The following is a 25570-nucleotide window of genomic DNA, read 5'->3' as shown; positions in this document are numbered from 1 at the left end:
CCGGGTGCGAGAAGAGCGAGAAGTGACGGAGATCCAGAACGTGCGCCGACGCCTCTCCCCGACCGAACGGTTCATGTGGGCCGCGGGCGAAACGCTCCCCGTCAACTTCACCGCCACCGGCCGGGTCCAGGGCCGCGTTACCCCCGACCGGCTCCGCGTGGCCCTTGCCGCCGTCCGCCGGCGGCACCCTCTGCTGGGGGTCCGTATCGCCGGCCCGGGGCGCTGGCAGGCCTGGCTGACGACGGAGGACGTCCCTGATCCGGAGCTCCGGGTGATCAGGGCCGACTCCCCGGACACCTGGGCCCGGGTCGTCGAGGAAGAGCTCCGGCGGCGCTTCGACACCGCCGCCGGCCCCCTCGTCCGGTTCGTCCTGGTCGACGCGGGCGACTCCTTCGATCTCGTCGGCGTCTACCACCACCTCGTCGCCGACGCCGTCTCCGCCGGCATCGTCCTGCGCGACGTCCTCCAACGGCTCGCCGACCCCCGCCCCGAGCCGAGCCCCGGCACCGGCCCCGTCATCGCCCCGCCCGCCGACGACCTGCTGCCCGGCTGCCGCGTCAACCCCACCGATCTGCTCAAGGTCGCCCGTATGCTCCGGGGCGCCGCCCGCCCACCGCGTCCTGCCGGGCGCCTCGTCTACTCCACCTGGTCCCTCGGCGCCGACGAGACCGCCACCCTGCTCGCCCGCTGCCGCGCCGAAGGGACCACCCTCCAGTCGGCCCTCTGCGCCGCCTTCGCCCGCGCCCTCGCCCACCGCGTCCCGCAGCCGGCCCGCATCGCCGTGGCCGCCGACCTCCGCCGCATCCTGAATCCCGTGGCCCACGAGGCGGTCGGCCTCTACGCCACCAGTTTTCTGCTGCCCGTCGACGGCACCGGCCGAGGTGACGTCTGGGGCCTCGCCCGCGACGTAAGAGCCGACCTCCACAGCCGGCTGGCCCCTGCCGCGCTACGTCCCCTCGTCCGCGCTTTCCGCCTGCTGCCGTTCCTCCCCCGCACGACCATCAGCTCCGCCCTCCGGCGCGGCGAGGAGAAGGGCGCCCGCTTCGACGTCTCGATCAGCAACGCCCGGCTGTCCATCCCCCTCGACTACGGCCCGCTGCGGCTGTCCGCGTGCTACGGCGCCGCTCATACCAGTCTGTCCGGTGCGCCTCTCGTCCTCGTTGCCGGACTCGGCGGCCGGATCTTCTTCGGCGTCACCTCGACCGACGGGGACGGCTGCGAGCAGCTCTGTGAGCGGGCCATGGCCCATCTCATGGGCAGCCCTTCAGGAGGGTCCCGCGATCGCGTGGTTCACTCCAGCGTCCCCGGGACCCCCGAGGTCCACGGCACCCGCCGGACCCGCTGAGCGCGTCCCCGGGCACCGCGCGTCATCCGCAGACGAGGACGTCACTCTCCGGAGTGACTCGTCTTCGCCGCCGCGGGCTCGGGTGCCGGCCCCGTGCCCGGGTCCGCATCTGGGTCGGGAGCCTCTTCGAAGTCGACCTTTCCGAACTGCTTGGTCATGTTTTTCATCAGCAGCCACAGGGCGCTGCCGATAAGGGCGAAGATCACGAAGCCGAGAAGCCCCGGGGTCACCTTGTTCTGGTCCAGCTCTTGGGCGAGCGGAACGAGGTGGGCTGCGGCCATGCTGAATGTCGCGTTCACGGGACCCATTGTCTACCCGGCCTCGCGGACGCCCGCGAAGAGGTCGTCCTCAGGAAGAGACGTGTCGACCAGAGACCGTGCGAGCTCGTAGTCCTCGGTCGGCCAGACCTCTTTCTGGATGTCCATGGGTACGTGGAACCAGGCGCCGTCCGGGTCGATCTGCGTGGCGTGGGCGAGCAGCGCCTTGTCGCGGATCTCGAAGTACTCGGCGCAGGGGACGTGCGTGGTGATGGACCGCTCCGGCCGGTCGAAGGACTTCCAGCGCTCCAGCCATTCGCCGTACGGGGACTCCAGGCCGCGCGACAGCAGGGCCTCGTGCAGGGCGACCGTGCGGGCGCGGTTGAAGCCCTGGTTGTAGTAGAGCTTCAGGGGGGTCCAGGGGGCGCCGGCCCCGGGGTACCGGTCCGGGTCACCGGCCGCCTCGAAGGCGACCATGGAGATCTTGTGGGTCTGGATGTGGTCGGGGTGGGGGTAGCCGCCGTTCTCGTCGTACGTGGTGATGACGTGCGGCCGGAACTCGCGGATGAGTTTCACCAGCGCCCCGGCTGCCTCGTCCACGTCGACGAGGGCGAAGCAGCCCTCGGGGAGCGGGGGCAGCGGGTCGCCCTCCGGGAGGCCGGAGTCGACGAAGCCCAGCCAGGCCTGCTTGACGCCGAGGATCTGACGAGCCTCGTCCATCTCGCGGGACCGGACCTCGTGGATGTGCTCCTCGATGTAGGTGTCCCCCTGGAGCTTGGGGTTGAGGATGGAGCCGCGCTCGCCGCCCGTGCATGTCGCCACCAGCACATCCACCCCCTCGGACACGTACTTGGCCATGGTGGCGGCGCCCTTGCTCGACTCATCGTCGGGGTGCGCGTGGACTGCCATCAGTCGCAACTGCTCGGTCAAGGCTCGATCCTCGGTTAATGGCCGCTGGAGACGACTTCTATAGTGACCGATGCGAGGGGTCGATTATTTCCATAGGCCCCGATCCGGCCCTGATCCGGCGCCGAACCGGAAGGATTGTTCATGACCGCGTTGCGTGAGGAGCTGCCCAAGGGGCGTTACGGCCACAGCGCCGACGCGCGGGCGGACCGGCGGCTGCGGCAGGTTGCGGTCGTGTGCGGGGTGGCACTGGCGGTACTGGTGGGCTGGCTCGGGTGGCACTACCTGGCCGGAGCGCAGGTCAGCGGGCAGTTGGTCACATTCAAGGTCGTCTCTGACCAGGCGGTCGAGGTGCACCTGGAAGTCAACAAGCCCGCCGGCACGGCCGGGGTGTGTACTCTGCGGGCGCTGGACGTGAATCAGAACGAGGTGGGCCGCCGGGATGTGCCTGTCGCGGAGCACCGGGGGCAGGTGGATACGGTGGTGACGGTACGTACCACCAGCCGCGCGACGGCGGCCGAGCTGGTCAGCTGCAAGCAGGCCTAGGCCCGGACCGGACCTGGAGCTGACGGCGGGCGCACAGTAGGACTCACGCGAGGTGAGGGTTTTCTGCTGCCCGGTCTCGTCCGGAATTGTTAGTCTCGTGGTTTCGCCCTGCCGAGCAACGGCAAAGCAAACGTAAGCAAGCGTTGAGTACCGACGAGGAGCACCTGTGACCCAGACCAGCGACAACGTCACCTGGCTCACCCAGGAGGCGTACGACCAGCTCAGGGCAGAGCTGGAGCATCTGTCTGGTCCCGCACGCGCCGAGATCGTCGCCAAGATCGAGGAAGCCCGCCAGGAAGGCGATCTCAAGGAGAACGCCGGCTACCACGCGGCACGCGAGGACCAGGGCAAGCTGGAGCTGCGAGTACGCCAGCTGACCCAGCTGCTGGAGCACGCGAAGGTCGGTGAGGCCCCGGCGGACAATGGCGTGGTCGCACCGGGCATGGTCGTCACCATCGCCTTCGACGGCGACCCGGATGACACCCTGACCTTCCTGTTGGGCTCCCGCGAGTATGTGTCGTCGGTCCTCGACACCTACTCGCCGCAGTCGCCGCTCGGCTCGAGCGTGAACAGCAAGAAGGTCGGGCAGAAGGCGAGCTACGAGCTGCCGAACGGCAAGAAGACATCCGTGACGATCCTTGAGGCGAAGCCCTACCAGGGCTAGGCCCTGTCTGACAAATAGCGGCGGCCGCCCGGAGGGCGGGCCCCGCTTCGGCTGGTGGGTGCGATCGCACTGTGGTGGGGGCTCCCCCGGACGAAGTCCGGGGGAGATCGGCGTCGTCCTCGTAGCCGGGCTACTCGGGCGATCTCTGGGCACCCGCCCGTCGCCGGACGGGCCTGCTGCCGCGGCAGCAGGCCCGTCCGGCGTTTTATGACGCTTCCCTACGCCGCCGCCGAGCGGTACTTCCGCACCGCCAGGGTCCGGAAGACCACGATGATCAGTACGGACCAGAGCAGCGACGCGGCCACCGGGTGCTGCATGGGCCAGGCGTCGGAGACAAGCCCTCTGGGGTTGCCGAACAGCTGGCGGCCGGCCTGGACGGTGGCGCTGAACGGGTTCCAGTCGGCGATGTGCCTCAGGAACGAGGGCATGCTGCTGGACGGCACAAAGGCGTTCGAGACGAATGTCAGCGGGAACAGCCAGATCAGCCCCCCTGATGTGGCCGCCTCCGGGGTGCGGACGGACAGGCCGATGAGCGCCCCGATCCACGAGAAGGCGTAGCCGAGCAGGAGCAGCAGCCCGAAGGCCGCGAGCGCCTTGAATACGCCGTTGTGGATCCGCCAGCCCACGATCACCGCCACGATCGCCAGCACGACGAGAGTCAGCGCGGTCTGGACGAGGTCCGCCAGGGTACGGCCGGTGAGGACGGCCCCGCGGGCCATCGGCAGCGACCGGAAGCGGTCGATGAGGCCCTTGTGCATGTCGTCGGCGATGCCGGCCCCCGCGCCGGCCGTGGCGAAGGTCACGGTCTGGGCGAAGATGCCCGCCATCAGGAAGCTCCGGTATGTGACCGGATCGCCGCTGCTCTGGCCGGGGACAGGGATGGCCCCGCCGAAGACGTACGAGAAGAGGACCACGAACATGATCGGCTGAATCAGCCCGAAAATCACCATCTCGGGGATGCGCGACATCCGGATCAGATTTCGCCTGGCAACGACGAGCGAGTCGCGTACGGACTGGGTGGTGGCGGTGATGACAGTGGTCGTCACTTGGTGTCCTCCGCGGCGTGGCCGGTCAGCGAGATGAACACGTCATCCAGGGTCGGGCGGCGCAGTCCTATGTCGTCGATCTCGATGCCTTGGGCGTCCAGTTCCCGGATCACCTCCGCGAGCAGCTTGGCCCCGCCGGTCACCGGGACAGTGATCTTGCGGGTGTGCTCTTCGACCTTGACATCCGCGCCTTTGCCGAAGCCGCGCAGTATCTCCGTCGCCGTGGCGAGATGGTCGCGCTCATGGACCACGACCTCCACCCGCTCGCCGCCGATCTGGGCCTTGAGCTGGTCGGAGGTGCCGCGGGCGATGACCTTGCCATGGTCGATGACGCAGATGTCGTGCGCGAGGCGATCGGCCTCCTCCAGATACTGGGTGGTCAGCAGCAGCGTCGTCCCCCCTGCCACCAGGTCCTGGATCACCTCCCAGAGCGCCAGCCGGTTTCGCGGGTCGAGTCCTGTGGTCGGCTCGTCCATGAACATCACCGGTGGCCGCACCACCAGCGCCGCCGCCAGGTCGAGGCGCCGCCGCATTCCCCCCGAGTACGTCTTCGCCGTCCGGTCCGCCGCGTCCCCCAGGCCGAAGCGTTCCAACAGCTCGGCCGCCCGGGCCTTGGCGTCCTTGGCGCTCATCTGGTAGAGCTGGCCGACCATCTGCAGGTTCTCCCGGCCGGTGAGATATTCGTCCACCGCCGCGAACTGCCCCGACAGGCCGATATGACGGCGCACCTCATTCGGATGCTTCAGCACATCGATGCCGGCCACCAGCGCCTTTCCGCTGTCCGGCTTCAGCAGGGTCGTCAGTACGCGTACCGCTGTGGTCTTTCCGGCGCCGTTGGGGCCGAGCAGGCCCAGCACTGTGCCTTCCGGAACGTCGAGGTCCACTCCGTCCAGCGCGCGGACTTTTCCAAAGGTCTTCACTAGACCCTCGGCATGGATGGCGCCTGGCATGTGATGCATCCCCTTCATCAATGGTGTCCACGATGCAATGCAGCGCGAGCATCCCAGACGCGATATATCGCGTCAACCCGTTTTGGCCGACACGAGGAACCGTTGGCCGGCCTCCACGGCAGCCACTCGACTCCACTACTTGGAGAATAGGGGTGGCCACTGACAGTGCCCGTTGACCTGCGCGCCCGCCCCATGACAAAGGGCGGCAGCCGGGCGAACCCGGCTGCCGCCCCGGCCATGACGACGAGGTCAGAGCAGTGGCACAGCCATGTCGGAGAAGTGTCAGAGGATCGCGTACCCCGCGCCCCGGAGCGCCGCCGCAACGGCTTCGCAGTGTTCGGGGCCCTTGGTTTCGAGGTGCAGCTCGACCTCCGCCTCCGTCAGCCCGAGCCTGGCGTCGGTGCGTACGTGGCGTACGTCCAGCACATTGGCGTCCGCCTCCGACAGTAGGCCGAGCAGGGCCGCCAGCGCGCCCGGGCGGTCGGTCAGCCGGAGCCGGAGCGAGAGATAGCGGCCGGCGGCGGCCATGCCGTGGCGCAGGAGCCGCTGCATGAGCAGCGGGTCGACGTTGCCGCCGGACAGGACCGCGACGACCGGCCCGGTGAAGGCGCCCGGGTCGGCGAGGAGCGCCGCCACCGGGCTGGCGCCCGCCGGCTCGACGACGAGCTTGGCACGCTCCAGGCAGAGCAGCAGCGCGCTGGACAGGTCGTCCTCCGAGACCGTGAGGACCTCGTCGACAAGATCGCTGATGATTTTGAACGGTACGTCCCCGGGCCGGCCGACCATGATGCCGTCAGCCATCGTCGCCACCGAGTCCAGCGCCACCGGACGCCCTGCTGCCAGCGACGGCGGGTAGGAGGCAGCGCCTTCCGCCTGCACCCCGACGATCCGCACGTCCGGGCGCACCGACTTCACCGCCAGGGCGATTCCGGCCGCGAGCCCGCCGCCGCCGATGCCGACGACGATCGTCCGCACCTCGGGGCACTGCTCCAGGATCTCCAGGCCGACGGTGCCCTGCCCGGCGATGACGTCGGGGTGGTCGAAGGGGTGGATGAGGACCGCGCCGGTCTCCTCGGCGTACTTCTGGGCCGCACGCAGCGTCTCGTCCACCACCTGCCCGTGGAGCCGCACCTCGGCGCCGTAGTCGCGGGTCGCCGCGACCTTCGGCAGCGGGGCGGCGACCGGCATGAAGACGGTGGAACGCACCCCCAGCAGCGATGCCGCGAGCGCGACACCCTGTGCGTGGTTTCCGGCGCTCGCCGCGACGACACCGGCCGCGCGTTCCTCCTGGGTGAGCCCGGCGATCCGCACATATGCGCCGCGGATCTTGAACGAGCCCGTACGTTGGAGGTTCTCGCATTTCAGGTGCACCGGCCCGCCGACCAGCCCGGAGAGGTACCGGCTGCCCTCCACGGGAGTGACCCGGGCGACGCCGGAGAGCATTTTGTGCGCACCGCGCACATCGTCGAGCGTGACGGCGTGTCCGGCAGCGTGCGCGGCGGAAGCCACGGGGTGTTCCATACGCTCAATTCTCGCAGTTCGCAGCAGTATCACGCGCCAGCCCGTGATTTCCCTTGGTGGGCCACCGCGTACCCGGTCTCCGCGTACTCTTCTCCCAACCTCCGCAGGACCGACAGAACGCGAGTTTCCGGCCATGCCGATTTCCCAGGAGACAACGACCGACCTCCTTGAGCGAATGCAGCACCAGGTTGCGCTCTTCGCCCGCCGAGCGGAGCAGACCCGTCTGGGCGGCGTGGGCAAGGCGCGCAACTCAATGGACCGGGCCGCCTACCTGTTGCTGAACCGTCTCGACAACGAGGGTCCGATGGGCGTCAAGGCGCTCGCCGAAGGGATGGGAATCGACTCCTCCACCGTCACCCGGCAGGTCGCCCCGCTTGTCGACTCCGGCCTCGTCAAACGCACCTCCCATCCCGAGGACGGCCGCGCGGTGGTCCTCGCGCTCTCCCCGCGGGGCCGGGGGCGGCTGGACGAGGTGCGCACTTCCAGGCGGCAGTTGATGTCGGTGGTCACCGAGGGGTGGACCGAGACGGAGCGCGAGATCTTCTGCGAGCTGCTCGGGCGCTTCAACGTCGCGCTCTCCGATTATCACTCGGCCGTCGGCCAGCGCCCGGAGGACACCCCCTAAGGCCGGCCCGGTGCCCCTGGCGGTACGTCCTCTTGACCCGCGCCCGGCCGTGCCATCCCATAGGTGCATGGGTCGGCTCAGGACTGCCGCAGACCGGCGGCGCGACGCCGAGTTCGAGGCCTTCACGGCGGGTGCCGCCGGACGGCTGCTGCATGTGGCCACTCTGCTCGCCGGTGAGCCCCGGGCCGCCGCCCGGCTGCTGGACGCTGCCCTGGCCCGTACGTACGCCGACTGGTACCGGATGCGCGGGGAGGACCCGTACGCGTACACCCGGGCCGAGCTCGTACGCCGCTTCGCCCACCGCCCCTGGCGGCACCGGCCGCGCTGCGGCCCGCTTGCCCGGCTGGGCACCCAGGAGCGGCTCGTGGTCGTACTGGGGCTCTACGAATGCGTCGCCGAGGAACAGACCGCCGCCCAACTCGGCCTCCCCGTCGACCGGGTGCACGCTCTCTGCCTGCGGGCAGTGGCCAGACTGCGCAGTCCGCCGCCGGGCAAGGCGGCTTCGCACAGCGGATACAGAACCTCTGTCGGTTAACACAACGCCACACATCTATGTCGATTACGTTTCGACAAAGGCCCACAGGAAACCTTGACGCATGACATGACATGCCGCTCTCATAGCCCCACGCTGTTCGGTCACGTTGGTTTCTGATCGCTTCGACCCCCCCTCGACGCGCCTTGACGTGGCCGGCGTTCCCCTTCAGGAGCCGCCATGCGCACTTCCCCGTCCGGCCTCTCCATCCCGTCCCCGAGCCGCCGCACCCTCGTACGCGGGTTGGGCGGAGCGGCAGCCCTCGGCGCCGGCATCCCCCTGCTGAGCGCCTGCGGCGGCAGCAGCAGCTCGTCATCCGACTCCAAGACCGTCACACTCGGCTCCAACTCCTCCGACGCGGTGCCGAAGAAGGCCTTCGCCGGGGTCTACACAGCTTTCACGAAGTCCTCCGGGATCGCCGTAAAGGTCAACACCAAGGACCACAACACCTTCCAGGAGCAGATCAACTCCTATCTCCAGGGCACGCCCGACGACGTGTTCACCTGGTTCGCGGGCTACCGGATGCAGTTCTTCGCGGGCAAGGGACTGGCCACCGCGATCGACGACGTGTGGAAGACCATCAGCGGCAACTTCCCCTCCGCCATGCAGGACCTGAGCAAGGGCGCGGACGGCAAGTACTACTTCGTCCCCCTGTACACATACCCCTGGGCGATCTTCTACCGGAAGAGCGTCTTCAAGGCGCACGGCTACTCGGTGCCGACCACCTGGTCGCAATTCATCGCGCTCTGCAAGCAGATGAAGACGGACGGCCTGGTCCCGATCGGCTTCGGCGACAAGGACCTGTGGCCCGCCATGGGCACCTTCGACCAGATCAACACACGCACCAACGGCTACGACTTCCACATCTCGCTGATGCAGGGCAAGGCGGCCTGGACCGACGCCAAGACGCGGGCCACCTTCGACAACTGGGCCGAGATCCTCCCGTACCACCAGGACGGCGCCTCCGGCCGCACCTGGGAGGACGCCGCGCAGGGCGTGGTCTCCAAGAAGACCGGCATGTACCTGCTGGGCATGTTCGTCGCCCAGCAGTTCACCAAGCCCGCCGACCTGGCCGACCTCGACTTCTTCGCCTTCCCCGAGATCGACCCCTCGTACGGCCAGGAAACCGTCGAGGCGCCCACCGACGGCTACATGCTCAGCAAGAGCCCCAAGAACCACGCGGGCGCCGTCAAGCTCCTGGAGTTCCTCGGCAGCCCCACGGCCGAGGAGACCTATCTCAAGGGCGACCCCAGTGTTGTCGCAGCCTCCACCAAGGCCTCCACATCGAGCTACAGCGCTCTGCAGAAGCGCGGCTACGACATGATCGCGAACGCCAAGCACCTCACCCAGTTCATGGACCGCGACAGCCGGCCGGACTTCACCTCGACCGTGATGCAGCCCGCCCTGCAGAACTTCATCCGTAATCCCAAGGGCATCGACAGTCTCCTGTCCTCGATCGAGCGCCAGAAGAAGACAATCTTCGCGTCCTCATGACCTCCCCGATCACCGGGACCGGGACCGGATCCACCAGCACCCCGGGGGCGGCCGCCGTGCCGCCTCCGGGCTCCCCCGGAGCGACCAACGGCACCACCACCGGCAAGCGCCGCGTACCGCGGGGCCACCGCCGCCTGCTCACCCGCCGCGACCGGATCACGCTGGGCCTGATGGCCGGCGTGCCGACCCTCCTGCACATCGCCCTGGTATGGCTCACCGCGCTGGCCTCGATCGTGCTCGCCTTCACCTCCTGGGACGGCATCGGCTTCAGCTCCATCAAGTGGGTCGGGCTGCAGAACTTCCGCGAACTGTTCACCATCAACCCGCAGTTCTGGCCCGCGGTGGAGCACAACGTCATCTGGCTCGTCGTGCTGCTGCTCATCCCGACCCCGCTGGGCCTGTTCCTGGCCACCCAGCTGGACAAGAGGATCCGCTTCAGCCGGATCTACCAGACGGCCTTCTTCCTGCCCGTGGTGGTCTCGTTCGCCGTCATCGGCTTCGTCTGGCAGCTCGTCTACAACCCCGACACCGGGCTCATCAACAGTCTCATCGGGGCCAACAAGCCCGGCCACTACATCGACTGGATCGGCGACCCCAAGCTCAACCTCTGGGCCATCCTGGTCGCCGCCTGCTGGCGGCACACCGGCTACATGATGATCCTCTACCTGGCCGGACTGAAGAGCGTCGACAGCTCGCTGCGCGAGGCCGCCGCGCTGGACGGCGCCAACGAGTGGCAGACCTTCAAGCAGGTCATCTTCCCGGTGCTCAGGCCGATCAACACCATCGTGCTGGTCGTCACCATCATCGAGTCACTGCGCGCCTTCGACCTGGTCTTCGTCTTCAACGGCGGCAGCCAGGGCACCGAACTGCTCTCGATCCTGGTCACCAACAACATCATCGGCGAGTCCAGCCGCATCGGATACGGATCCGCCATCGCCGTCGTCCTGCTGCTCATCTCGCTCGGCGTGATCATCCCCTACCTGGTGAGCACCTTCCGGAAGGAGCGGCGAGCATGAACGCGCCCACTGCCGTGCTGCCCCGCACCGGCCCCCGGATCCGCCCCGCCCGGCTGGTCCTGCACCTCTTCCTCGCCGGAACCGCCCTCGCCTGGCTCGCGCCCCTTCTCTGGGCGCTCTACGCCGCCCTGCGGCCGTACAGCGAGACCAGCGCCAAGGGCTACGTCTCGCTGCCCGACAAACTGAGCCTGGACAACTTCACCAACGCCTTCACCCAGTCCGGCATGACGCACTACTTCATGAACACGCTCGTGATCGCCGTCCCGGCGGTCCTGCTGACGCTGTTCCTGTCGTCCTGCGTCGCCTTCTACGTCAGCCGCTTCGACTTCCGGATCAACCTGTCGCTGCTGCTGGTCTTCACCGCCGGCAACCTGCTCCCCCAGCAGGTCATCATCACCCCGCTCTACCGGCTCTACCTGCTGGTCAACCTGCCCGGGATCACCGCCTCCGGCAAGCTGTACGACTCCGCGCTCGGCCTGGTCCTCATCCACGTGGCCTTCCAGTCCGGCTTCTGCGCCTTCGTACTCAGCAACTACATGCGCTCCCTGCCCCACGAGCTGACCGAAGCGGCGCTCGTCGACGGCGCCTCGGTCTGGCGCCTGTACTGGCAGATCGTGCTCCCCCTGTGCCGCCCCGCCATGGCGGCGCTGGCCACCCTGCTCTCCATCTGGATCTACAACGACTTCTTCTGGGCCGTCGTCCTCATCTCCACCGGCGAGAACATGCCGATCACCTCGGCCCTGAAGAACCTCTCGGGGCAGTACTTCACCGACCCCAACCTGGTCGCCGCCGGCGCCCTGCTCACCGCGATCCCGACGCTCATCGTCTACTTCGCGCTGCAGCGCCAATTCGTCAGCGGCCTGACGCTCGGCGCCAACAAGGGCTGACGCCGGGCACGGTACGGAGGCCCGGGCCGGGCACAGGAGGCCCGGGCCGGGCACAGTACCGCCCGGCGGTACCGCTGTCGTACGGGAATCGCAAAACTCTTGACCGCCTGCCCGGGACGGCAGTCCCATGAGGACATGACGCCCCGGGACCGCGACGAGGACCAGGTCCGCCGGCTGCTCGGCGGCCCGCGCTCCGTCGTCCCCGCCGACCTCTCGGAACGCGCCGCCGACCACGGCCGCCGCATCCTGCGCAGACGCCGTGCCGTGCACACCGTGCTGTGGCTGCTGCTCCTGGCTGCCGTGATCGCGGCAGCGGTACTGCTGACGCTGTGGTGGCCGTCCCCGGCGCCGCTGGAAACAACCCCGTGAGGGCTGTGCCCGGCGGCCCCGGCACCCCGGCCCCGGCTACGCGCCCAGCGCCTGCTGGAGGTCCGCCAGGAGGTCGTCCACCGACTCGATGCCGACCGACAGCCGGACCAGATCCGCCGGGACCTCCAGCGCGGAGCCCGCCACCGAGGCGTGTGTCATCCGCCCCGGGTGCTCGATCAGCGACTCGACGCCGCCGAGGGACTCGCCGAGGGTGAACAGCCGGGCCCGGTTGCAGACCTCGACCGCCGCCGCCTCGCCGCCGGCGACCCGGAAGGAGACCATCCCGCCGAATGCCTTCATCTGCTTCGCGGCGATCTCGTGCCCCGCGTGCTCCGGCAGCCCCGGATAGTAGACCTGCGTGACCCTGGGGTGCCGGGCGAGCAGCTCGGCGACCCGGGTGGCGTTCTCGCTGTGGCGGTCCATGCGGACGGCGAGGGTCTTCACGCCGCGCATCACCAGCCACGCGTCGAACGGCCCGGCGACCGCGCCCATCGCGTTCTGGTGGTACGCCAGCTCCTCGCCGAGCGTGGCGTCCGCCGCGACCAGCGCACCCCCGACAACGTCCGAGTGGCCGCCCATGTACTTGGTCGTCGAGTGCACGACCACATCCGCGCCGAGCGCGAGCGGCTGCTGGAGATACGGACTGGCGAAGGTGTTGTCGACGACCAGCAGCGCCTCCGCCTCCCGGGCGACCTGCGCCAGCGCCGCGATGTCCGTGATGCCGAGCAGCGGGTTGCTGGGCGTCTCCACCCAGATCACCTTCGTGTTCGGCCGCAGCACCGCCCGCACCGCCGCCAGGTCCGAGGTGTCCGCCACGGACCACTGGACGCCCCACTTCTCGGCGACCTTGCTGAAGAGCCGGAAGGTGCCGCCGTACGCGTCGTTCGGGATCACCACATGATCACCGGGCACCAGCACCGTACGCAGCAGGCAGTCCTCGGCCGCCAGGCCGGACGCGAACGCGATACCGCGCGCGCCGCCCTCCAGCGCGGCCAGGTTCTCCTCCAGCGCGGTGCGGGTCGGGTTCGCGGAACGGCTGTACTCATAGCCGCCGCGCAGCCCTCCCACGCCGTCCTGCTTGTACGTGGAGACCTGGTAGATCGGCGTCACAACCGCGCCGGTCTGCGGGTCGGCCGCCTGGCCGGCGTGGATCGCGAGGGTCTCGAAGCTCTGGTGTTGCTGCTGGGGACTGTCACTCATGCCGCCGAGCGTAGTGCGCTTCGTACGGGGTCGCCGCACCGACCGGTCCGCCGGAATTCCACACTCGCCCGCCGCGTTACAGAGGCACACCATCGACCGTCCCCGGGGAGCCCGACAATGCTGTTCGACCACCACAAGACCCGCCTCCCATCCCCCGAGGAAGCCCTCGCGGGCCGCCCCACCCCGGAATTCCGCGTCCCCGACCGCCACACCGTCCTCGGCAACCCCCTCCTCGGCCCCTACCCCGCCGACCTCCAGGTCGCCGACTTCGCCCTCGGCTGCTTCTGGGGCGCCGAGCGCAAGTTCTGGCAGACCCCCGGCGTCTGGACCACCCTCGTCGGCTACCAGGGCGGCCACACGCCGAACCCGTCCTACGAAGAGGTCTGCAGCGGCCTCACCGGCCACACCGAAGCCGTCCGCGTCGTCTTCGACCCCGCCCTCGTCACGTACGAGGAGCTGCTGAAGCTCTTCTGGGAGTCCCACAACCCCACCCAGGGCTTCCGCCAGGGCAACGACACCGGCACCCAGTACCGCTCCGCCATCTACACCCACTCCCCCGCCCAGGCCTCCGCCGCCGAAGCCTCCCGCGCCACCTACCAGCCCGTCCTCACCAAGGCCGGCTACGGCGACATCACGACCGAGATCCTGCCCGCGGCGACCTTCTACCCGGCCGAGGGATATCACCAGCAATATCTCGACCGCAACGTTAACGGGTACTGCGGGATCGGCGGGACGGGCGTTTCTTGCCCGATCGGCGTCGCGAAGGCCGAGGGGTGAGCTCCGGCTTCACCCCCGAACTGCTGGCGGGACTGTGGCGGGAACGGCGGCCGTCGGGCCCGCCCATCGCCCACGGGTTCCGGAGTACGTACGCGGACCGATGGGTGCGCTTCCACAGCCTCCCCGGTTCGAAGCGCTACCCGGAGTCCGAGGACGAGTACGCAATCGTCCTCGACCGGTACAACACGGTCCTCGACGAACTGTTCGCAGGCATGGACGTGCTCGTGGTGACCATGGATTGGTCGACGACACTGACCGGGCCCGCCGGCTACCCGACACCCCGAGAGGCACTCCACCCCGGCAGCACCCACTGGTGGACCGAGTCGGACCAGGAGGACCCCGACCCGGAGTTCCACACCCACATCCGTCTGTACGCCGACCGACGCCCGTGGGAACGCGGCTGCGTCGATGAGCTGCTGCGCGCCGTCGCGGACGAGGTGCTCGTCGAAGCGTTCTTCACCGATACGGGACTTCGCTACATCCACCACCCGTACGACGGGGGCACTGACATCATCATGGCGACACGAGAACAACACGACCGACTGCGTGACCGCCACTCTGGGTGGCTCTCCAGCCACCCAGCGGGGCTCTAGCATCCCGCCCGCTACAGACGTCCGTCTTCTCCTGCGACCGAGAACTCGCACGTCTCACCGAGAATCAGCAGAATCTGGCGGATCTCCCACGGTGTCCCCGCCTCTCCGCATCGCTCGCACACGCTCTCGCTGCTCGTGCTGAGCTCATCCACTAGGAAGGCGAGCCTGGCCGCCTCGGCATCATTCCAGTTTCGACCATGCCTCCAAGGCCGTGGGAAAGCCTGAAAGGCCAAGGGCCCCCACGTTTCGATTCGCCTTGTCAATCCCGCCATTTCGGAACCAAGAGATCAGGATTGAAGGGGCGCCGGCCTCCGCCACCCACCGGGAGCACGATTACTGCGTGCAACGCTTCCCTGGTCAACGCACGCTTCTGCGCCAGGTCCAGTTGGCCGGAGTTCCAGCGCTCTCGTACGTCACCAGTCACTTCAGCCGCCCGCTGTTGCCTCAAGGCGTGACGTGTCCTGTCCGCACGGAGCTCCTTGACGCGCGCTTCCATCTTCTGGTTTTCGGGGAAGAAGAGCTCATCCGAAATCTGGTCCGCTTGCCAGGCCTGCAATATCTTGCGCTGCTTGGACATGAGATGGTTCAGCTCGCCCTCCCCTCCCCAACTCGCATCCTCAAGCGTTGTTTTGGCTGCCCGTTCTTCAAGCTTCGCAAGGACAACTTCCGTAACGAATTCATCGATCTTGGCGCCGTTACGTCCCGTACCCCCACACCCGCCCATCTCTTTGCTGGGGCACTGGTAGAGATAGCCACCGGAGAGGTCGGGGCGCGCAGATGCCCGCAACGGAGCGTTACAGATTTGCCCATCCCCGCGAGGCTTTCCACACCTGAGGATTCCTGTCAGCAGATACGACGGGGTGCGGTAGTCGGTGACCGTTCCGTCGGCCTTGATGTTGGGGCCGAGGCGCGCCGAGAAGACGGCGTCAATCGCCATCCATTCCTTTGGGGTGACGATGGGCTCCCACAGCCCCACCACGGGAATACCATTGGCGTCCCGGACCAACTCCCCGTTATGCTTCCGCCACCCGCAGAGGCGCGGATTCCACAACGCGAGCTTGAGCGAACGGCTCGCCCACTCTTTGTCGTTGATGGTACGGACGCCAGCCTCCTGCCACTCCCTCAGGATCGAGTGGAGGGACTTGCCCCCAATAACTTCGCGGGCGGCCTTCGCCAGCCACGCGGCTTCCTCGGGTTCAAGGGCCAGCTTGTCGGCCTTCCAGCCGAACGGACGCTTCCCGCCCACCGGGATGCCACGTTCCGCACGGGAGCGGTGTGAGCGCCGCGCACGCCTCTGCATCTTGCGCACCTCCATCTTGGAGATGACGACCCCGAACAGCCCCATGGACTCCACGTCTTCGCTGTAGAGATTCTTGGGACCCTTCGCGTCGGCGTAGACACGTCCCTCGTCGTACGTGAGCGCGTCCACGAACCGCTCGTAGTCGCCTGCCCGGCGCGTAAGCCTGTCGTCCGCGACCACGATGACGCCGTGCACTGGCTGACCGTCCGGCATGTGCCCCGACTTGAGCGCCTTCACCATGGCCTCGAAGTCCGGGCGCACCACACGTGCCTTGGCCGCTGACAGGTCGTTGTCCGTATAGCGATGAGCGATCGTCCAGCCGAGACGGGCCGCTGTCTCGGCATTCACCTTGTGCTGGTCTTCGACGCCGTGGCCGTCCCGGGCCGTATCGGCGGAGATGCGGGCGTACGAGACAACCAGGATCACCGGTGCCACTTCGTTCACTTCCCTCCCCTTTCACGCAAAGCAGTTAATTCCACGCGAAGAGAGATGCTATCACCAGCAGTACCTTGACAAAAACCCCACCGGCTACTGCGGCATCGGCGGCACGGGCGTCAAGCTGAGTACCCCGTTCGAAACCAACTGGGGCGCCTCCTGCCCGACCGGCATCGCCCCGATGGAGAGCTGACCGAGCTGCCCCAGCATTGAAGCCCCGCCCGGTGCCAGTTCCAGGCGGGGCGGGGTCGTAGCTCGGCGCTCGGAGGCTCTCCCGTCCCGCTAAGCGGGGCATGGCGCGGGGCCAAAGCTCTTCGGCGTGCCCTGCGAAGCGGTCCAACGGGCCGCCCTCGCGCCACGTACGTAGCGGCGGGTCAGAGAGTCATACCCGCCCTCTTGACAATCTTGGTCAAACGCGGATTGCTGCGCTTGTGCAGGGACGCCAGCACGCGCACGAGCTCCATGCTTGTGGGGTGAACGGCGGCCATCTCAGGCGCCCGTTCCCAAGCCTCTTCGAGTGATTCAAGAGCGCTCCCTCGGTCCCCAATGGCCAGCTGAGAACGGCCCAGGTTCATGTACAGCGGCCCCATCCGAGTGGCGGGGAGCGATACGCCACCCCGGATCAGATCGTCTGCCGTATTGAGAGCTTCACGGTGCTGCTCCATGTCGGAGCATGCAGAGATGACATGCGTGGCTGTGTTCTCCCGTCCAAAGTGGATGCCATGCTCGTCAACGTCCTCGACAAAGTCCTCTGCCATGCGCCACGCCTCGGCGATGTGCCGGTTTGTGGTCTGCTTGTCCTTGAGACGCCCGGCCAAGGTCAGCCCACGTAGATGGAGGATTCCGAGCCCCAACATACGATCATGGCCCTGAAGTACGGATTCCGCCTGTACAACGGCGCGATCAATAATTGCGAGCCCTCCGGCGAAGTCTCCGGAGTTCAGGAAGGTTCCAGCTTCGTCCCTCGCCGCGACGATCGCGGCAATCGGATCGGCCCTCTCTGCGGCTAGTACTCCAGCCGTAGATCGTGACTGCGCTGGAAACGCCTCATCCTCAGGCTCTCCTCGGCTTGCGAGGCTTGGTCCAGTTGCCGTGCGGCCGGTTTCGTTTCTGGGTCAGCGTCGCCGCGTCGAACTCGGCCTTGCTTGTCACTGCTCGTGGTTCAAGTTCGCGCACGGCCGCAGTCGATCTCCACGGGACAGCCGAGGCCCAGCCAACGAGAGGCAGGGTCTCGTTGTAGTGGGGGGCGAACTGTGCGGTGATGAGGGCCGGCATCTGATAGTTCAGGCCCCGCACGTGCTCGATGAACGCCTCGGGGAGCCGGACGTGATGCGTTTCGAGGTAGTGCGAGAAGTCCTGGCGCCAGAGCCACGTGCCGTCGGCGACGAGCGATGAGCAGCCCAAGGAGTGGCGGTGCGCGCTTCTGGTGATGACGTCGTGGAGCGCCTCCATGACATCGATCAATACGTGGCCGCGTCCAGGTAGGCCACCAGGTCCGCCTCATCCGGCTCGCCGGCGGGTCGGACGGCATCGAGTATGGATCCGTTCGGCTGGCCAGAGTGATTGTCGAGTTCGTCGTAGAACCCCAGCAATCCCAGCACCGCATCTCCTTCGACGGTGGGCTTTCCACCCTGCTGGCACGAGTGGGCGCGGCCACCATTGATCATCGGTGTGTGAAGACAGAAGATCACGCGGTGGCCGCAGGTCACAGGGTAGACCCTGCCCGTTGACAGGAGGAGTTCGAGAGCCTTAGGGGGCGGATTGCGGGGCGGTTCCCTCGCGTCGAGCCCCGGCGTCGGGTAGGGAAGTTGGTGCTCGGGCTGCTGTCGGGCCTGCCGCGCAAGAATTGCTGGACCATCGCCGAGTGGGCCGGGGAGAGGACCCCGGACGGCATGCGGCACCTGCTCGGGCGGGCCAAGTGGGACCCGACCAGGTCCGCGACGACGTGCGTGACTACGTGGTGGAGCATCTGCACGACGACCAGGCGGTTCTGGTAGTCGACGAGACCGGTGACGTGAAGAAAGGCACCTAATGCCGATATCGGCATTAGGTGCCTTATGACGTCTGATCAGTAATGCTGCGGCGAGGTCGGCATGCTGCCGTTTCTTTCGAGTGGTCTCGTCATAATTTGGGCCTGTCTGGTCTGGCCCTGGGCATCTCGTCGTCGGGGAGCGATCGAGGGAGGGCTGGCGATGACCAGGATTGTCGTGGTGGGGCCGTTGTCGGGTCACGAGGACGGCCTGCGGCGCAGGCTGACCGAGGATGGCTATGCGCTGGATACCGTGCGTGAGCATGTGCGCCTGCTGTCGGAACTGAGCGACTGGCTGGACGGGCACGAGCTGGGCACGGCCGATCTGTCCGAAGTCACGGTCAGGCAGTTCGTTGCGGATCGTCGTGGGGCGGGACTGCGGACCGGGCGATCAGCCAGGGCGTTGGCGCCGATCCTGAGCCATCTGGCGGCGCAACAGGTGCTTTCGCCGTCGGTGACAACGGATCCGTCGACGTGGCAGGAGGTGTTGCTCGCGGAGTACAGCGCGTTCCTGGAAGGCGAGCGGGCCGTGTCCGCCGGGACGTTGAAGCACTACCGCCGCTGCGCCCGAGTATTCCTTGACTGGGCGAGTGATACAGAAGACTGCGTATGGCGGCTGGAAGCCGGCCAGGTCACGGCCTATGTGATGGACTGGGCTCGGCGGCGTGAGGGTGGCCGTCCGGACATGGTGACGTTGCCGGCGCTGCGTTCGTTCCTGCGGTTCCTGCACGTCGCCGGACATGTTCAGGATCTGCTGGTCGGCGCGGTGCCGGCCGGCCGCGGCCATCCGGGTCGGCACGAAGTTCCGCGGGCCGCGGCGGCCCACGACATCCAAACCGTGCTCGACTCCTGCGATCGCCAGACCGCGATCGGCCGCCGAGACTACGCGATCGTGCTGTCGCTGACCCGACTGGCGCTGCGCGGCGGGGAAGTCGCGAAGATCCGGCTGGAGGACATCGACTGGCACGCCGGCCAGGTCGCCGTCCACGGCAAGGGCAGCCGCCGCGACATGCTGCCGCTGCCGGCCGACGTCGGACAGGCCTGGGCCGAATACCTGCTGACCGCCCGACCGAAAACCGCCGCAGCGACGCTGTTCGTCACGGCCAAGGCCCCGTTCACCGCTCTGGCGGTGTCCTCGGTCACGTTGGTGCTGGCCCGGGCCTGCACCCGCGCGGGCGTCGCCCGGTTCGGCCCGCACCGCGTCCGCCACGCCGCAGCCTGCGGGCTACTACAGGCCGGCGCGTCGATGGAGGAGATCGGACAGCTGCTGCGACATGCCCAGCAGCGCACCACCGCGATCTACGCGAAAGTCGACCAGCAACGACTATCGCCACTGGCCAGGGCGTGCCCGGAAGCAGTCGCGCGATGACCGTAATCACGATCCGCCAGCGCGTCGAGGACTACCTGGCGATGCGCCACGCCCTGGGATTCGCCCTGGTCACCGAAGGGCGGCTGCTGCTGGACTTCGCCGACCGGCTCGACCAGGACGGCCAGGACACGGTCACGGTCACAGCGGCACTGGCCTGGGCGGCGGCATCGCAGGCATCGGCGAACCAGCAGGCACGCCGGCTGGGCATCGTCCGCGTCTTCGCCCGGCATCTGCACGCCCTGGACCCGGCCTGCCAGATCCCGGCACCCGGCCTGCTGCCGGCCCGTGCGCACCGGCCGACGCCGTTCATCTACTCAGAGGCCGACGTCGCTGCCCTGGTCCACGCCGCCGGAACCATCGCCGCGCCGTTGCCGTCGGCGACAGTGAAGGCCCTGATCAGGCTGATCGCCTCGACTGGGCTGCGAATCGGCGAGGCGCTGGGGCTGGACCGCACCGATGTCGAGACCGACACCGCGATGCTGACGGTGACCGGCAAAGGCGGCAGGACCCGGCTGGTGCCGATGCACCCGACGACCTCGGCGATGCTCGCCCAGTACGCCCGGCACCGCGACCGGTTGTGCCGGCTGGTCCGCGCCGACAGCTTCTTCCTCACTGCCGGCGGCCGACGCCCGCTGCAACGCGGTGTCCAGGACACCTTCGCCCGGCTACTCACCCACGCCGACATCGCCGCCCCTGCGGGCCGTCGCCGACCACGGATCCACGACCTCCGCCACTCGTTCGCCGTCAATACCCTGACCGACTGGCAGCGCGAAGGGGTCGACATCGCCGCGCAACTGCCGGTGCTCTCGACCTATCTCGGACACTCCGGCCCGGAGGCTACCTACTGGTATCTGCAGGCCACCGGGGAACTGCTCGGCCTGGCCGCCGACCGCCTCGAACCCGTTCAGCAGAAGCGGTCATGACGGCCCTGGCCCCGATCATGGAAGGGTTCTTCACCGTCCGGCTGATGAACCAGCAGGATGCCAGCCCGCACACGATCGCCACCTACCGTGACACGTTCAAACTCCTGCTGACCTACCTGCACCGGCGCACCGGCAAACTGCCGAACCGGCTGGACCTCACCGACCTGGACGCAACCGTGATCGGCGAGTTCCTCCAGCATCTGGAGAACGTCCGCGGCAACAGCGCCGCCAGCCGCAACACCCGCCTGGCCGCCATCCACTCCCTGTTCGGCTACGCCAGCCTGCAAGCCCCCGAGCACGCGCAACTGATCAGCAGAGTCCTGGCGATCCAGACCAAGCGCATGGCCAAGACCACCGTCGACTTCCTGTCCCACGTCGAACTCGACGCGCCCCTAGCGGCTCCGGACCGCACCACCTGGCACGGGAGGCGCGACCACGCCCTGCTCGTGCTTGCCGCCCAGACCGGACTGCGAGTCTCCGAACTGACCGCCCTGACCGTCGGCGACCTGCGCCTGGGCACTGGCTCGCACATCAGCTGCCACGGAAAAGGACGCAAAGACCGCTGCACGCCGCTGACGGCCCACACCCAGCAGACCATGGCCGTCTGGCTCGCCGAACGCTGTGCCGCCACCGATACCGCGCCGCTGTTCTGCACCCGAGCCGGCACCCCGCTCTCCCGCGACGCCGTCGGACGGTTGGTCGGCAAGCACACCACCCGCGCCTCACAGGACCATCCCGCCCTGCACAGCAAGACGATCACGCCGCACACGCTCCGTCACACCGCAGCCATGACCCTCCTGCACGCCGGTGTCGACATCACCGTCATCGCACTCTGGCTCGGCCACGAAAGCCCGACCACCACCCGGATCTACCTCCACGCGGACATGGCACTGAAGGAGCAGGCGATCGCGAGAACAACCCCGCCGGACACGGTCGCCGGTCGCTACCAGCCGACCGACGCTCTCCTGGCCTTCCTCGACCAGCTCTGACAATCCCGACACCGCAACGGCATCGCCACAGCTCAGCAGGCATCCCGCAGCATTACTGACCAAACGTCATAAGGCACCTAATGCCGATATCGGCATTAGGTGCCCTTCTTCACGTCGCCGGTCTCGTCGACCACCAGCACCGCCTGGTCGTCGTGGAGATGCTCGACCACGTATCCGCGCACGTCGTCGCGGACCCGGTCCGTGTCCCATGAGGCCCGGCCCAGCAGGTGCTGCATGCCGCTCGGGGTGGACTCCCCGGCCCATTCGGCGATGGTCCAGCAGTTCTTGCGTGGCAGATCCGACAGCAGCCCGAGCACCAACTTCCCGACCCGCCGCCGGGGTTCGACCCGTGCGAACCTACCGGCGATCCGGGCCATCAGGCCCTCGAACGCCTCCTGCCAATGGCCAGGGTCTACGCTGTGACCCGCGGCCACCGCATGATCGTTTGTCTTCACACACTGATGATCAACGGTGGCCGCACCCACCTTCCCACCGGCCCCCACCGATGACCGAGCCACTCGGTTGCCGGATGGGGCACGGTCGTCGGCAGCTCGATCAAGCCGCTCGCGCAGCGCTCCAACCGGTCTCGGCGGCCCATCGTTCGGCCGCGCCCATCAGTACCTCTGTGGCGGGGGCCTTGATCTGCCCGTACTCCAACAGGTCCGGCACGCTCAAGGCCAACCGCTGCTTAAACGCTCCCCACGCCCGGCGGGCGTCCTCGTCCGTGCGCAGGTAGTCCCGGAACAGCAGCGCAAAGCGGGCATTGGGCCCGCTGCCCTCCCGAAGGTGGACGTTGCACCAGCGTGCGCCGATCGGTGGCGCGAAGACGAGCTTGCGGCACTGCCGGCCGCCGGAGACCTCGACGCGGTTCCACGGCTCGGGGCGACACCGGAAGCCGATCGCTGCGAGCAGCGGTGCATCTCGCGCCTCGTCGATCGACCTCATCCGCACCTGTACATCGATGCAGTCCTTAGCCGGCAGGCCCGGCACCGACGTGGATCCCACGTGGTCGACCCCGAACGCGAGGTCCCCCAGTGCATCTCGCAACCCCCCGGCAAGCAGCTCGAACTCCGCCGGCCACTGAGGACGGTACTCAACTACGGCAACCTGACCGCGCTCATCGTGAAACGGCATATCGCCACACGCTACATCCCGGGTGAGCGACTCGACCGATGGCTGGAGCGATACGAACAAGATCACGATCTACGACTGGAGTACTAGACGTTGCTTCATCGTGGCCAGCTCGGCGAGGTGCATCCAACGGTGTCGGGCAGCCAGCCAGTAGACCACGCTGTAGACGTCGGCGACGAGAGTCCACGCGGCGGGTGATCCGGTCACGGTCCGGGTGGGCGACATCGTCACTGTCGAGGGCCGCGATCACAGCGTGCCGAACGTGTTCAGCCTGCACAGCGGCGGCAAGCTGTTGCTCTTCACCGACGGAACCTGTTCCGCGCTCATCCGCGCCGAGCCCCTTTCCGCGTGCCGGTCCCCACTTCCGCCGCTTGCCCCCTGCCCGGCCGGTGTCCTGTGGCTGACGATCGGAGCCTTCCGCTGCCTGCACCTGGTTCCTTCCCGGTTTCGGCTGGTGCGCCTGATGGTGGGTGGCGCTCTTCTGGGCACGCCGCCGGCCGTAGCACACGGGAAATGAGTTGACCGGCGACGGGCCGAACCGATTGCATCGTCATCGCGGTTACGTCGTCGGTCCAGTTCAGGGGTGGCAATGGGCGCTGGCAAGATGCATGCCGACGAGGTCGTCACCGACGTGTCTCTCGTGCGGCGGCTGCTGACCGGCCAGTTTCCGCAGTGGGCAGGCCTGCCGATCGAGTTGGTCGACTCCGCAGGGACGGTGAACGCTGTTTACCGGCTCGGTGAGGACATGGCCGTACGACTTCCGCGCATCGAAGGCGGCGCCAAGGATGTGGAAAAGGAACAGCGATGGCTGCCGCGCCTTGCCCCGCTGCTTCCGGTTGCCATTCCTGTCCCGATCGGGAGGGGAAGGCCCGCCGAGGGCTACCCATGGCCTTGGTCCGTCTACTCGTGGCTCGACGGCGGGAACCCGGCCCTCGGCCGCATCGCTGACCCCGGCGTGCTCGCGAAGGATCTCGCGGCGTTCATCGCCGCATTGCACCGTATCGATCCCACGGACGGGCCGCCCGCGTATCGCGACGAGCCCTTGGTGACGCGCGACGCCGCGACGCGCGACGCGATTGCGAAGCTGCGCGGAATCGTCGACACCGACTTGGCGACCGCCGTGTGGGAGGCGGCCCTGCTGGCGCCCGAGTGGCCGGGCCCGGCCGTATGGGTTCACGCAGATCTGTCACCGGGGAATGTGCTGCTCAGCGGTGGCCGGCTCACGGCAGTCATCGACTTCGGGTGCGTTGGCATTGGCGAACCCGCCGTCGACCTGATCGCCGCGTGGAGCCTGCTGACCGCCGACGCGAGGAACGTCTTCCGAGCCACGCTGGGGGTCGATGACGCGACCTGGGCGCGAGGCCGCGGCTGGGCACTGTCGATCGCGCTCATCGAGCTTTCGTACTACCGGATCACCAACCCTGTGATGGCGGCCACCGCGCGACACGTGATCCAGGAAGTCCTCACCGATCACGGGGGACGGGGGCGCTGACCAGTCCGGATCGAACGCGTACACCCGCAGCGGATAGATGACGTGGGATCTGTGCCGACTGCGGAACATCGTCCTCAGGCGGTCCGCATTTCACGGGTTGACAACCTACACAAATCTCTAGATAGCTTCAGCTATGACGATACTGCGGGATGTACACGAACTCACTGTCGGAGAAGCGGCGCAACGCGGTGTGGCCAAGCTCGTCTCGGAAGCCGAGCAGGGTTCGGAATTGATCGTGACCCGTCGTCATCGTCCTGTGGCGGTCGTCGTTGGCATCGATCGCCTTGCCGCGCTCGAAGAGGCTGCGGCGGATCTTCATGACCTGGCGCTCGTACTTGCTCGCACGGCGACGGACACGGGCCGCCGCACCTCGATCGACGAAGTACTCAGGGCCTTTGGGCACACCCGCGAGTCCGTAGCCGCACTGCCGGAAGACGAGTGACCGACAGCAGAGATCACCTTCACCGACTCGGCACTTGACGATCTCCGGGCCCCGAGGCAGTGCGCAAGCGCTTCCCTGCCGTCGGCCGGCGGCTTTCCGGCCAGCCCGATGTGACCGGTTTCCCAGATGCTGGCGCGGAGGGCGGAAACCAGGGAACCCGCAGCGTATGCCAACGGGGGAGCCGTCATCGCGCAGGTCCCGGCGGAGCTGAGTGCTCCGGGACCGAACGGGTTTATGGCCGTTGAGCTGCCGCACACTATGGCAATCCAATTGTTAAATTGGCCCCCAGGGCGGAGAACGAACCAGTAGGACCCGGTATCGGCGAAGGCCCGGCCAAGGCCATAAACGTGTCTCTCCCCGAAGGGACAGTGCGGGCGCTGCGCGAGATGGCCGGGCCGCGGGGCGTGTCCGCGCTGATCGCCACAGCTGTCGAGGAGCATCTCCGTCATCAGGCGACCGCCACCTACCTGGCCGAGTACGAGGACAAACACGGCGCTTTCACCGACGACGAGAAGCGCGCCGCCGCCGTCTGGGCTGGTCGAAGCAAGCCGCCCACCTGCTGACCAGCACAGGGCTGCACGGTCACAAGTACGCCATTGACGCGATGGTGGCGGTGACTGCCATGCACCAGCCCGGACCCGTCGTGATGCTGACCTCCGACATCGACGACATGGCGAAGCTGTGCGGGGAACGGATCACCCTGGTCGGCCTTTAGTGCCTGTCCGGTGATCG

At 67.8% G+C, this 25570-nt stretch carries 32 protein-coding genes and 3 pseudogenes; 22 read left to right on the top strand and 13 right to left on the bottom strand.

The features are described 5' to 3' along the window. Nucleotides 1-22 precede the first annotated feature (22 nt). Nucleotides 23-1345 carry a condensation domain-containing protein gene (locus FCI23_RS36790; protein WP_136728519.1) on the top strand — a complete coding sequence of 441 codons (1323 nt, stop codon included), beginning with the start codon at nt 23-25 and terminating at the stop codon, nt 1343-1345. 41 nt (nt 1346-1386) lie between these two features. Here FCI23_RS36790 and FCI23_RS36785 read toward each other — a convergent pair whose 3' ends face one another. Together FCI23_RS36785 and mca are read right to left on the bottom strand one after the other, a co-directional pair. Further along, nucleotides 1387-1653, bottom strand: a complete 267-nt coding sequence (locus FCI23_RS36785; protein ID WP_136728518.1) for a hypothetical protein — start codon at nt 1651-1653, stop codon at nt 1387-1389. Nucleotides 1654-1656: 3 nt separating this feature from the next. Then, entirely contained in the window at nt 1657-2532 is an 876-nt protein-coding gene (gene mca, locus FCI23_RS36780) for a mycothiol conjugate amidase Mca (protein ID WP_136728517.1), read from the bottom strand. A 120-nt stretch (nt 2533-2652) separates the two neighbouring features. On the opposite strand from mca, the gene FCI23_RS36775 reads away from it, so the two are divergent. Together FCI23_RS36775 and greA are read left to right on the top strand one after the other, a co-directional pair. Next, the gene (locus tag FCI23_RS36775) at nt 2653-3054 is read left to right on the top strand and encodes a DUF4307 domain-containing protein (protein ID WP_136728516.1); all 402 of its coding nucleotides are present in this window, start codon (nt 2653-2655) and stop codon (nt 3052-3054) included. A gap of 166 nt (nt 3055-3220) precedes the next feature. Then, entirely contained in the window at nt 3221-3718 is a 498-nt protein-coding gene (greA, locus tag FCI23_RS36770) for a transcription elongation factor GreA (protein ID WP_136728515.1), read from the top strand. Nucleotides 3719-3936: 218 nt separating this feature from the next. On the opposite strand, the gene FCI23_RS36765 is transcribed toward greA, so the two are convergent. The 3 genes from FCI23_RS36765 to ilvA all read right to left on the bottom strand — a co-directional run bounded on the left by FCI23_RS36765 (nt 3937) and on the right by ilvA (nt 7235). Beyond that, nucleotides 3937-4764 carry an ABC transporter permease gene (locus FCI23_RS36765; RefSeq protein WP_136728514.1) on the bottom strand — a complete coding sequence of 276 codons (828 nt, stop codon included), beginning with the start codon at nt 4762-4764 and terminating at the stop codon, nt 3937-3939. After that, nucleotides 4761-5714 carry an ATP-binding cassette domain-containing protein gene (locus tag FCI23_RS36760; protein WP_136728513.1) on the bottom strand — a complete coding sequence of 318 codons (954 nt, stop codon included), beginning with the start codon at nt 5712-5714 and terminating at the stop codon, nt 4761-4763. Before FCI23_RS36760 ends, FCI23_RS36765 begins: the two co-directional genes overlap by 4 nt. Nucleotides 5715-5996: 282 nt before the next feature. Further along, nucleotides 5997-7235, bottom strand: a complete 1239-nt coding sequence (ilvA, locus tag FCI23_RS36755; RefSeq protein ID WP_136728512.1) for a threonine ammonia-lyase — start codon at nt 7233-7235, stop codon at nt 5997-5999. 133 nt (nt 7236-7368) lie between these two features. Here ilvA and FCI23_RS36750 point away from each other — a divergent pair, with 133 nt between their 5' ends. The 6 genes from FCI23_RS36750 to FCI23_RS36725 all read left to right on the top strand — a co-directional run bounded on the left by FCI23_RS36750 (nt 7369) and on the right by FCI23_RS36725 (nt 12158). Beyond that, nucleotides 7369-7860, top strand: a complete 492-nt coding sequence (locus FCI23_RS36750; RefSeq protein WP_136728511.1) for a MarR family winged helix-turn-helix transcriptional regulator — start codon at nt 7369-7371, stop codon at nt 7858-7860. Between the two features lie 67 nt (nt 7861-7927). Then, entirely contained in the window at nt 7928-8395 is a 468-nt protein-coding gene (locus FCI23_RS36745) for a SigE family RNA polymerase sigma factor (RefSeq protein WP_136728510.1), read from the top strand. A gap of 177 nt (nt 8396-8572) precedes the next feature. After that, a complete protein-coding gene (locus tag FCI23_RS36740) occupies nt 8573-9886 on the top strand; it encodes an ABC transporter substrate-binding protein (protein ID WP_136728509.1) in 1314 nt (437 codons plus the stop codon). Beyond that, nucleotides 9883-10902 (top strand): carbohydrate ABC transporter permease, encoded by a 1020-nt coding sequence (locus tag FCI23_RS36735; RefSeq protein WP_136728508.1) that lies wholly within the window; start codon nt 9883-9885, stop codon nt 10900-10902. The genes FCI23_RS36740 and FCI23_RS36735 overlap by 4 nt, the downstream gene beginning before the upstream one ends. Further along, a complete protein-coding gene (locus tag FCI23_RS36730; RefSeq protein ID WP_136728507.1) occupies nt 10899-11789 on the top strand; it encodes a carbohydrate ABC transporter permease in 891 nt (296 codons plus the stop codon). Before FCI23_RS36735 ends, FCI23_RS36730 begins: the two co-directional genes overlap by 4 nt. Before the next feature lie 135 nt (nt 11790-11924). Beyond that, on the top strand, nt 11925-12158 hold the full coding sequence (locus FCI23_RS36725) for a hypothetical protein (RefSeq protein ID WP_136728506.1): 234 nt from the start codon (nt 11925-11927) through the stop codon (nt 12156-12158). Between the two features lie 36 nt (nt 12159-12194). On the opposite strand, the gene FCI23_RS36720 is transcribed toward FCI23_RS36725, so the two are convergent. Next, a complete protein-coding gene (locus tag FCI23_RS36720; protein WP_136728505.1) occupies nt 12195-13358 on the bottom strand; it encodes a cystathionine gamma-synthase in 1164 nt (387 codons plus the stop codon). A gap of 117 nt (nt 13359-13475) precedes the next feature. Between FCI23_RS36720 and msrA the strand changes: the two genes are divergently transcribed. Together msrA and FCI23_RS36710 are read left to right on the top strand one after the other, a co-directional pair. Further along, a complete protein-coding gene (gene msrA / locus FCI23_RS36715) occupies nt 13476-14135 on the top strand; it encodes a peptide-methionine (S)-S-oxide reductase MsrA (RefSeq protein WP_136728504.1) in 660 nt (219 codons plus the stop codon). Continuing rightward, nucleotides 14132-14728, top strand: coding sequence for a DUF3885 domain-containing protein (locus tag FCI23_RS36710; RefSeq protein ID WP_246144432.1), 597 nt, complete (start codon nt 14132-14134; stop codon nt 14726-14728). The genes msrA and FCI23_RS36710 overlap by 4 nt, the downstream gene beginning before the upstream one ends. A 259-nt stretch (nt 14729-14987) precedes the next feature. Here FCI23_RS36710 and FCI23_RS36705 read toward each other — a convergent pair whose 3' ends face one another. Continuing rightward, entirely contained in the window at nt 14988-16472 is a 1485-nt protein-coding gene (locus FCI23_RS36705) for a recombinase family protein (protein WP_136728503.1), read from the bottom strand. Between the two features lie 46 nt (nt 16473-16518). On the opposite strand from FCI23_RS36705, the pseudogene FCI23_RS60605 reads away from it, so the two are divergent. Continuing rightward, nucleotides 16519-16656: pseudogene (locus tag FCI23_RS60605) on the top strand (peptide-methionine (S)-S-oxide reductase MsrA); the annotation flags it as partial. Nucleotides 16657-16837: 181 nt separating this feature from the next. Here FCI23_RS60605 and FCI23_RS36695 read toward each other — a convergent pair. Further along, nucleotides 16838-17320, bottom strand: a complete 483-nt coding sequence (locus FCI23_RS36695) for a hypothetical protein (RefSeq protein ID WP_246144431.1) — start codon at nt 17318-17320, stop codon at nt 16838-16840. 6 nt (nt 17321-17326) lie between these two features. Here FCI23_RS36695 and FCI23_RS60600 point away from each other — a divergent pair, with 6 nt between their 5' ends. After that, nucleotides 17327-17473 (top strand): hypothetical protein, encoded by a 147-nt coding sequence (locus FCI23_RS60600; protein WP_246144430.1) that lies wholly within the window; start codon nt 17327-17329, stop codon nt 17471-17473. A 43-nt stretch (nt 17474-17516) separates the two neighbouring features. Here the strand turns inward: FCI23_RS60600 and FCI23_RS36690 are convergent, their stop codons facing one another. Both FCI23_RS36690 and FCI23_RS60595 read right to left on the bottom strand, forming a co-directional pair. After that, nucleotides 17517-17915, bottom strand: coding sequence for a hypothetical protein (locus FCI23_RS36690; protein ID WP_246144429.1), 399 nt, complete (start codon nt 17913-17915; stop codon nt 17517-17519). Between the two features lie 8 nt (nt 17916-17923). Next, nucleotides 17924-18064: a hypothetical protein gene (locus tag FCI23_RS60595; RefSeq protein WP_246144427.1), complete on the bottom strand. Its 141-nt coding sequence runs from the start codon at nt 18062-18064 to the stop codon at nt 17924-17926. A gap of 159 nt (nt 18065-18223) precedes the next feature. On the opposite strand from FCI23_RS60595, the pseudogene FCI23_RS36685 reads away from it, so the two are divergent. The 4 genes and pseudogenes from FCI23_RS36685 to FCI23_RS36670 form a co-directional block, all read left to right on the top strand. Next, nucleotides 18224-18492, top strand: a pseudogene (locus FCI23_RS36685) (transposase); the annotation flags it as partial. A 163-nt stretch (nt 18493-18655) separates the two neighbouring features. After that, entirely contained in the window at nt 18656-19861 is a 1206-nt protein-coding gene (locus tag FCI23_RS36680; RefSeq protein WP_169317089.1) for a tyrosine-type recombinase/integrase, read from the top strand. After that, nucleotides 19858-20784: a tyrosine-type recombinase/integrase gene (locus FCI23_RS36675; protein WP_136728501.1), complete on the top strand. Its 927-nt coding sequence runs from the start codon at nt 19858-19860 to the stop codon at nt 20782-20784. The genes FCI23_RS36680 and FCI23_RS36675 overlap by 4 nt, the downstream gene beginning before the upstream one ends. Next, entirely contained in the window at nt 20781-21773 is a 993-nt protein-coding gene (locus FCI23_RS36670; RefSeq protein ID WP_136728500.1) for a tyrosine-type recombinase/integrase, read from the top strand. Before FCI23_RS36675 ends, FCI23_RS36670 begins: the two co-directional genes overlap by 4 nt. A gap of 98 nt (nt 21774-21871) precedes the next feature. Here FCI23_RS36670 and FCI23_RS36665 read toward each other — a convergent pair. Beyond that, nucleotides 21872-22150, bottom strand: a pseudogene (locus tag FCI23_RS36665) (transposase); the annotation flags it as partial. 178 nt (nt 22151-22328) lie between these two features. Beyond that, nucleotides 22329-22835, bottom strand: a complete 507-nt coding sequence (locus FCI23_RS36660; protein WP_322973938.1) for a GrpB family protein — start codon at nt 22833-22835, stop codon at nt 22329-22331. Between FCI23_RS36660 and FCI23_RS60590 the strand changes: the two genes are divergently transcribed. After that, nucleotides 22779-22994, top strand: coding sequence for a hypothetical protein (locus FCI23_RS60590; protein ID WP_246144434.1), 216 nt, complete (start codon nt 22779-22781; stop codon nt 22992-22994). The genes FCI23_RS36660 and FCI23_RS60590 overlap by 57 nt on opposite strands. On the opposite strand, the gene FCI23_RS62570 is transcribed toward FCI23_RS60590, so the two are convergent. Further along, nucleotides 22977-23111 carry a hypothetical protein gene (locus FCI23_RS62570; protein WP_265737792.1) on the bottom strand — a complete coding sequence of 45 codons (135 nt, stop codon included), beginning with the start codon at nt 23109-23111 and terminating at the stop codon, nt 22977-22979. The two genes, FCI23_RS60590 and FCI23_RS62570, sit on opposite strands and share 18 nt — an antisense overlap. A gap of 7 nt (nt 23112-23118) precedes the next feature. On the opposite strand from FCI23_RS62570, the gene FCI23_RS36655 reads away from it, so the two are divergent. The 4 genes from FCI23_RS36655 (at nt 23119) to FCI23_RS36640 (ending at nt 25401) form a co-directional block, all read left to right on the top strand. Further along, nucleotides 23119-23421, top strand: a complete 303-nt coding sequence (locus tag FCI23_RS36655) for a hypothetical protein (protein WP_136728499.1) — start codon at nt 23119-23121, stop codon at nt 23419-23421. Between the two features lie 87 nt (nt 23422-23508). Next, a complete protein-coding gene (locus tag FCI23_RS36650) occupies nt 23509-24396 on the top strand; it encodes an aminoglycoside phosphotransferase family protein (protein WP_136728528.1) in 888 nt (295 codons plus the stop codon). Nucleotides 24397-24529: 133 nt separating this feature from the next. After that, nucleotides 24530-24838 carry a type II toxin-antitoxin system prevent-host-death family antitoxin gene (locus FCI23_RS36645; RefSeq protein ID WP_136728498.1) on the top strand — a complete coding sequence of 103 codons (309 nt, stop codon included), beginning with the start codon at nt 24530-24532 and terminating at the stop codon, nt 24836-24838. Nucleotides 24839-25185: 347 nt separating this feature from the next. Beyond that, complete coding sequence (locus FCI23_RS36640; RefSeq protein ID WP_211265601.1) at nt 25186-25401, top strand: hypothetical protein; 216 nt, start codon at nt 25186-25188, stop codon at nt 25399-25401. Nucleotides 25402-25570: the final 169 nt, after the last annotated feature.

Source organism: Actinacidiphila oryziradicis, assembly GCF_005047355.1.
Taxonomy (GTDB): Bacteria; Actinomycetota; Actinomycetes; order Streptomycetales; family Streptomycetaceae; genus Actinacidiphila; species Actinacidiphila oryziradicis.
The sequence above is the reverse complement of the archived record's forward strand: the minus strand, read 5'-3'. Positions and strand labels throughout refer to the sequence as shown.